Raw genomic sequence first — 5,321 nt, 5'->3', positions numbered from 1 at the left:
CGGCGAGCAGGACGACGAATGCTCCGGCAGCGGCGCGCCGCAGACGCGGGGGGCGCCGCGGCCGCCGTCGTCGCGTGTCGGGCATCGGAGGAGCCTACGCCGAGTACGGGAGAGACGACGCCGCCGGCAGCCGCTGCGCGTCGACGGCGACGTGGTCGAGCGCGATGGCGATCGCTCCGCGCGTCTCGGCCCACTCGCCGAAGGACGCGCCCACGATCTCAGGCAGACCGCCCGATGACGACAGCGCGGTCCGCTCGAGCGAGTGGCGCATCGGGGCCATGAGGATCTCGCCCGCCTGGCCGAGCTCTCCGCCCACCACGATCAGCTCGGGGTCGAAGAGGTTGCACAGGCTCGCCGCGGCGATGCCGATGTGCCGGCCGGCGTCGGCGATGACGCGCCGAGCGCTGCCGTCGCCCGCCTCGGCAGCGTGGAGCAGGTCGCCCAGGCGGTGCATGCCCTCGCTGGGCGGGAACAGCGAGAGGAGGGCGGGTCCGCCGGCGTACGTCTCAAGGCAGCCGCGGTTGCTGCAGCGGCAGATGGGCCCGTTCTCGTCGAGCGTGACGTGGCCGATCTGGCCCGCCTTGCCGTTGACGCCGCGGAAGAGGTCGCCGCCGACGATGAGTCCGGCGCTGATGGTGTGGCCGACGCGGATGAAGACCGATGACGCCGCGGCGCGTCCGTTGCCTTCGCGTGCCTCGGCGAGGCCGCCCAGGTTCGCCTCGCTGTCGACGTACACGTGACGCCCGATGCGCAGCGAGAGCGCCTCGGCGACGTCGACGCCCTCCCAGCCGCGCAGCAGTCCGGGCGTCGACACCATGCCCGTGCGCGGGTCGATCGGCGCGGGGAGCGCGAGGCCCACGGCCAGCAGATCGGCGAGGGATCCGCCTAGCGACTCCATCATGTCGCCGAGCAGCAGCGCCAGCCGGTCGAGCTCGGAGTCGTAGCGGTGATCGAGGGGAAGCGGCAGCGACGACTGCGTCACGATCGTGCGCGCCGTGTCGGCGATCGCGATGCGCAGATGCCTCGAGCTGTAGTGGACGCCCGCGACCAATCCCAGTTGCCGCGCGAGCGACACCAGGGTGGCGCGGCGGCCGCTCGAAGTGGTGAACGACGTGTGGAGGAGGCCGGACGCCGTGAGCTCCTTCACGATGTTCGAGACGGTGGCGGGCGACAGGCCGGTGGCGCCCGCGAGCTCGATCTGGGTCAGGCGGCCGTGACGCTTGAGAGACTCGACGACGCGCGCGCGATTGGCCTCGCGCAGCGAGGTCTGCGAGCCCGGTGGGGCGTTACGGCGTGCCACGACTCACACTGTACCCGACGGGCGTTTTCCCAGATCGCGCGGGAATCAGCGACTCGACGGCGCCAGCCTGATCAGCACGATGTTGCCCGATTCGTCCACCTCGGCGACGCTCGGATGGGCCTTGACGAACTCGGAGAAGCTCTTGTAGCCGAGCGCCTTCTCGCTGAACGACGGGTCGAGGCGCTTGATGAGGCTCTTCACCGCCGACGCGTGCTGCCATTCCACATCGTCCCTGTCGCTCTCGAGGCGGAGCGCGCGCTCGAGGAGCGAACCGGTGGGGTCGGCGGCCGCCTTGCGCGCGCGCCGGCGCTGCGGCGCGGCATCCTTCCGCTCCGGGGTCGGCACCGCGACACCCGGAAGCGCGTCGTACGAGTCGAACTGGTCGCATGCCGCCGCGAGCGACTTCGCGGTGGACCCCGCGACCCCCACGCCCACGACGAAGCGACCCAGGCGCTTGCAGCGCTGCGCAAGCGGCACGTAGTCGGAGTCGCCGGCGACGATCACGACGTGCGTGAGGTCGGGCAGGCGGAACATGTCTTCCACGGCGTCGACGGCGAGACGGATGTCGGCGCCGTTCTTCGCATAGGCGGCCGCGGGGAACAGCTGCACGAGGTCGACCGCGCGGGCGACGAGCTGCGAGCGGTACTCGGCGTTCACCGGTGCGGACCAGTCGGCGTAGGCGCGCGTGAGCACGAGGGTTCCGAACGACGTGGCGTAGTCGATGATCGCCCCGACGTCGATGGTGGCGGCGGCCAGGCGCTCGGAGATCTCGGGATCCGCGGCGCTCGCGGCGATCTTCTGGCGATCGCGGGCGTAGGAGTTCTTGCCGTGCACACGGTCGTACCACGACATGACGATGTTGTCGAAGTCGAGATAGACCGCAACGCGCGCGTTCTGCAGGTCGGGCATGTCATTCCTCTCCGGGGTAGCGCACTCCGACGAGCCCGCGCACTTCGTCGAGCGTGGCCATGATGCCCACCGTCTCGTCGATCGGCAGCACATCGGAGTCCGTCCGCCCCGCGGCCAGATATCTCTCGGCCGCGAGGGCCTGGAACTGCATGCCACGGCCGTCGACGCGCGATACGTAGTCCTCGACGACCGTGCCGTCGTGTGCGACGACGCGGAACGAGGTCGGCGTGTACCAGACGCGCGCGATGTCGATGCGGGCGTCGGTGCCGATGACGGTGGCAGTGTTGGGCCCGACGGCGCGGGATGCCGACAGCGTGGTCGAGATCGCGCCCGACTCGTGCGCCATGATCGTCGCCACCTCGGTGTCGGCCCCGGTTTCGCCCAGGCGCGCGGAGGCCACCACCGACAGCGGCATGCCCAGCACGTCCCACGCGAACGAGACCGGGTAGATGCCGAGGTCGAGCAGCGCCCCACCGCCGAGCTCCAGTGCGTTCAGGCGGTGCGCCGGATCGCTCGAGATCCGCTGCGTGTGGTCGGCCGTCACGGCGCGGACCTCGCCGAGGACGCCCGACGCGACGATCTCGCGGATGCGCACCATGTGGGGCAGATAGCGCGTCCACATCGCCTCCATCGCGAGGAGTCCGCGCTCGGCGGCGGCGTCGCGCACCGCTGCGGCCTCCGCCGCGTTGAGGGTGAAGGGCTTCTCGACGAGCACGTGCTTGCCCGCTTCGAGCGCCAGCAGCGCGTTGGCGGCATGCATCGGATGCGGTGTCGCGATGTACACGATGTCGACGTCGGGATCCGCGACGAGGTCTTCATACGATCCGTGCGCGTGCGCGATGCCGAAGTCCGCCGCGAACGCCTCGGCGCTCTCACGGCGACGCGAGCCGACGGCGGCGACGTCCAGTCCGGCGGTGCGCAGATCGCTCGTGAACCCCCGCGCGATGCCGCCCGGGCCGAGGATGCCCCAGCGAGGGGAGGAGGCAGTGGTCATGAAATCGAGGCTAGTCCTCCGACGCCGTACGCCGCGTTCGCCGCGATCGGGTCGAGCGCTCGTGCCAGGTCGTCGACCACGTCGCGGGGGTCTTCGAGCCCGATCGACAGGCGCACGGTCGTGGGGCCGATGTGCGACTCGGCGAGCTGCGCAGGGGAGAGGTGGCTGTGGGTCATCGAGGCGGGGTGCGCCACGAGGCTGCGGGCATCGCCGATGTTGGCGACGAGCTTGACGACCTGCAGCCGCGCGATGAACGACTCGACGAGCCGGAAGTCGGCCTCGGCGTCGCCCGACGCATGAAGGTCGAACGCGAAGACGGAGCCGGCGCCGCGCGGCAGGTACGTCTCGGCGTTGACACGCCACGGACTCGACTCGAGGTCCGGGTGATGCACACCGGCCACGGCGGGATGCGCGGCCAGGAAACGCGCGACCTCGAGCGCGCTCGACGTGTGACGCGCCATCCGCAGATCGAGCGTCTCCAGGCCCTGGAGGAGCTGGAAGGCGTTGAACGCCGACAGCGAGGGCCCCAGGTCGTGGACGTACTTCGTCTTGATGAGCGCGATGTACGGCGAGCCGGTCTCGCCGTAGCGTTCGACGAGGGTGCCGTCCGGAACGCGTCGGTAGGTGCCGGTGAGCTGCGGCCAGCGCTCGGGCTCGGCCGTGAAGTCGAACGTGCCGAGGTCGACGACGACGCCGCCGAGCGACGTGCCGTGACCTCCGAGGAACTTGGTCGCGGAGTGCACCACGATGTCGGCGCCGAAGTCCTTCGCGCGTTGGAGGTACGGCGTCGCCACCGTGTTGTCGATCACGAGCGGCACGCCCGCGCGGCGGGCGACCGCGGCGACGGCGCCGAGGTCGAGCACCTGCGCGATCGGGTTCGAGATCGACTCGGCGAACAGCGCGCGCGTGGTCGGGCGCAGCGCGGACTCCCACGCCGGCACGTCGTCCTGGTCGACGAAGGTCACCTCGATGCCCCAGTCGACGAACGTGTCCTGCAGCAGGTCGACCGTGCCACCGTACAGCTGGCGTGCCGCGACGATGTGCTCGCCCTGCTTCGCGAGGGCGAGAAGCGCCACCGCGACGGCGGCCTGACCTGAAGCCACGCCCGCAGCGCCGATGCCGTCCTCCAGTTCGGCGACGCGCTTCTCGAACACGAGCACCGTGGGGTTCGCCGCCCGGCTGTAGATGTTGCCGTCCTTGCGGAGGGCGAACAGATCGCGTGCCTCGCTCAGAGAACGGAACTCGAACGCGTTCGACTGGTGGATCGAGGGGATCGCGGTGTTCTCGGCGATGCCTGCGTCGTATCCGGCCTGCACCTGCGCTGTCGCGAAGGACCGCGGGGCGGCCGGACGACGCGGCGGTGCGGGTTCGGGCGCGCAAGACATGCGACCCATTGTCGAGCCGGGCACGGATCGCGCCCCCTCGTGTGTCGAACTGTTGCGGCGCGGGGCACGCGTGTGCGGGCTACGGCACCAGCGTGATCTTGCCGTCCACACCCGCTTCGACGGCGCGATGCGCCTCGGCCGCGTCGGCCAGCGCGAAGGACGGGCCGAGCTCGACGCGGAACCGGTCGGCGGCGAGCAGTGCGAGCGTCACCGGCACCGCCTCGGCGCGCCAGGCCTGCTGCTGCGTCGTCAGCGGCCGGGGGGAGCCGCCCGAGAACGCGCGGATGCCGAGGCTCGCGGCATCCTTCCCCCTCACGAGGGTCGCGACGTGATCGAGGTCGGGGACGAGTTCGACGGAGGTCTGCAGCGCCTCGTCGGTGCCGGCCGCGTCGATCACGACGGTCAGGCCGTTCGGCGCAGCTTCGCGTACGCGCTGGATGAGGCCGTCGCCGTATGCCACCGGCGTCGCGCCGAGCGATCGCACGGCGTCGAACCGCCGCTCGGACGACGTCGCGACGACCGTGGCGCCCCACAGCACCGCGTACTGGATGAGCGCCTGCCCGACGGCTCCCGAGCCGGCGTGCACGAGGAGCGCGTCGCCGGCGCCGACCGACAGCGACCGGAGCGTCTGGTACGCCGTGCCGACGGGGATGCCGAGCGCAGCGCCCTGCGCGGGGGTCACCTGCGGCGGACGCGGGTGCACCTGCGCCACGGTGGCGACGACGTCAGTGGC

5 protein-coding genes are annotated in these 5,321 nt (G+C 71.4%); all 5 read right to left on the bottom strand.

The features are described 5' to 3' along the window. Positions 1 to 94: 94 nt before the first annotated feature. A complete protein-coding gene (locus EIO58_RS11955) occupies positions 95 to 1,300 on the bottom strand; it encodes an ROK family transcriptional regulator (protein WP_205789244.1) in 1,206 nt (401 codons plus the stop codon). 45 nt (positions 1,301 to 1,345) lie between these two features. After that, on the bottom strand, positions 1,346 to 2,209 hold the full coding sequence (locus EIO58_RS11950) for an NYN domain-containing protein (RefSeq protein WP_127819735.1): 864 nt from the start codon (positions 2,207 to 2,209) through the stop codon (positions 1,346 to 1,348). A 1-nt stretch (position 2,210) separates the two neighbouring features. Then, positions 2,211 to 3,203, bottom strand: a complete 993-nt coding sequence (locus EIO58_RS11945) for a Gfo/Idh/MocA family protein (RefSeq protein ID WP_127819734.1) — start codon at positions 3,201 to 3,203, stop codon at positions 2,211 to 2,213. Further along, positions 3,200 to 4,588 (bottom strand): O-acetylhomoserine aminocarboxypropyltransferase/cysteine synthase family protein, encoded by a 1,389-nt coding sequence (locus EIO58_RS11940; RefSeq protein ID WP_240658780.1) that lies wholly within the window; start codon positions 4,586 to 4,588, stop codon positions 3,200 to 3,202. Before EIO58_RS11940 ends, EIO58_RS11945 begins: the two co-directional genes overlap by 4 nt. 79 nt (positions 4,589 to 4,667) lie before the next feature. Beyond that, positions 4,668 to 5,321 (bottom strand): zinc-binding dehydrogenase (locus tag EIO58_RS11935; protein WP_127819732.1); only part of this gene is annotated, 654 nt, incomplete at its 5' end.

Origin of the sequence: Microbacterium sp. CPCC 204701 (assembly GCF_004010105.1) — a bacterium.
Lineage (GTDB): Bacteria > Actinomycetota > Actinomycetes > Actinomycetales > Microbacteriaceae > Microbacterium.
The sequence above is the reverse complement of the archived record's forward strand: the minus strand, read 5'-3'. Positions and strand labels throughout refer to the sequence as shown.

Bases quoted from the DNA above. Each gene is read 5' to 3' on its own strand.
- EIO58_RS11950 (WP_127819735.1), bottom strand. From the start codon at position 2,209: ATGCCCGACCTGCAGAACGCGCGCGTTGCGGTCTATCTCGACTTCGAC.
- EIO58_RS11945 (WP_127819734.1), bottom strand. From the start codon at position 3,203: ATGACCACTGCCTCCTCCCCTCGCTGGGGCATCCTCGGCCCGGGCGGC.
- EIO58_RS11940 (WP_240658780.1), bottom strand. From the start codon at position 4,588: ATGTCTTGCGCGCCCGAACCCGCACCGCCGCGTCGTCCGGCCGCCCCG.